Genomic DNA, 818 nt, shown 5'->3' with positions numbered 1-818 from the left:
CTTGCCGAGGTGGGCTGCCGGGCGGAGGGAACTCAGTCGAGCCAGAGCAGCATGGCCCCGCCTACCTGGGCTGCGGCCCCGAAGAACGGAGCCAGTGGGTCGAACCACCCGCGCACCCATTCGAGTGCATCGGCCTCATCCCAGTGGAGGGGGTAGACCTGCGCGGCTGTCAGTTGACCGGAGTCCACATCCCGGATCAGGCCGTCGAAGGGAAGCTGGGCCAGGGCCTCGGCAGCGAGCTTGACCTGGTCCGGGTCCAGGTACTTGGCCGGCCCGTAGCCCCAGTCCTCACTGGTGAACGTCTGCTCGCCATGAACGATGTCGACGGGAACGGCCGCCCGTTCGAGGAGGAAGGCGATGGCATGCCACGCCTTGTGGGTCGTCAGCTGTCGGGCATCCGAGGGAGCGACGTCATTGGTGCCGTCCGTCTCCATGACCTCCTGGACGTATTCCAATGCCCAGTCCGGGTCCTCGACTGCCCTGGCCAGCTCGGCGGGCGACACACGCAGATACTCACCATTCATGCTCACCACCGCAGGCTACGAGGCGCCAAGGCACTGGGCACGGAGATGCCTGCGGGATCAGTGTGCCGGATCCACCAGTCGGTGCCCGTCCGTCAGCAGGCCGGCCCGCTTGACGGTGCGGGTGACTGGGGAGAGCTCGGCACGCTGGATGGCGGGCAGTGAGCCGAGCCGGTCGGTGAGGAACTCGTAGAGCTCCCCGGTGTCGCGGCAGAGCACCCCGGCCACCAGGTTGGCCGAGCCGGTCACCGCGGCGGCGAACGCGATACCGGGGAGGTCGGCGGGGGCCACGGTGGC

Annotated in this window: 2 protein-coding genes; both read right to left on the bottom strand. The window is 68.7% G+C overall.

Annotation, left to right across the window (positions count from 1 at the left end; translation table 11 throughout):
* Positions 1-32 precede the first annotated feature (32 nt).
* Positions 33-524: a YfbM family protein gene (locus ABD323_RS42325; protein WP_344447378.1), complete on the bottom strand. Its 492-nt coding sequence runs from the start codon at positions 522-524 to the stop codon at positions 33-35.
* Between the two features lie 57 nt (positions 525-581).
* The coding region (locus ABD323_RS42320) for an Lrp/AsnC ligand binding domain-containing protein (RefSeq protein ID WP_344447377.1) at positions 582-818 on the bottom strand (237 nt) is incomplete at its 5' end.

Origin of the sequence: Kitasatospora nipponensis, from assembly GCF_039528135.1 — a bacterium.
Taxonomy (GTDB): domain Bacteria; phylum Actinomycetota; class Actinomycetes; order Streptomycetales; family Streptomycetaceae; genus Kitasatospora; species Kitasatospora nipponensis.
Note: the sequence above shows the minus strand (reverse complement) of the source record. Positions and strands in the feature narration are given on the sequence as shown.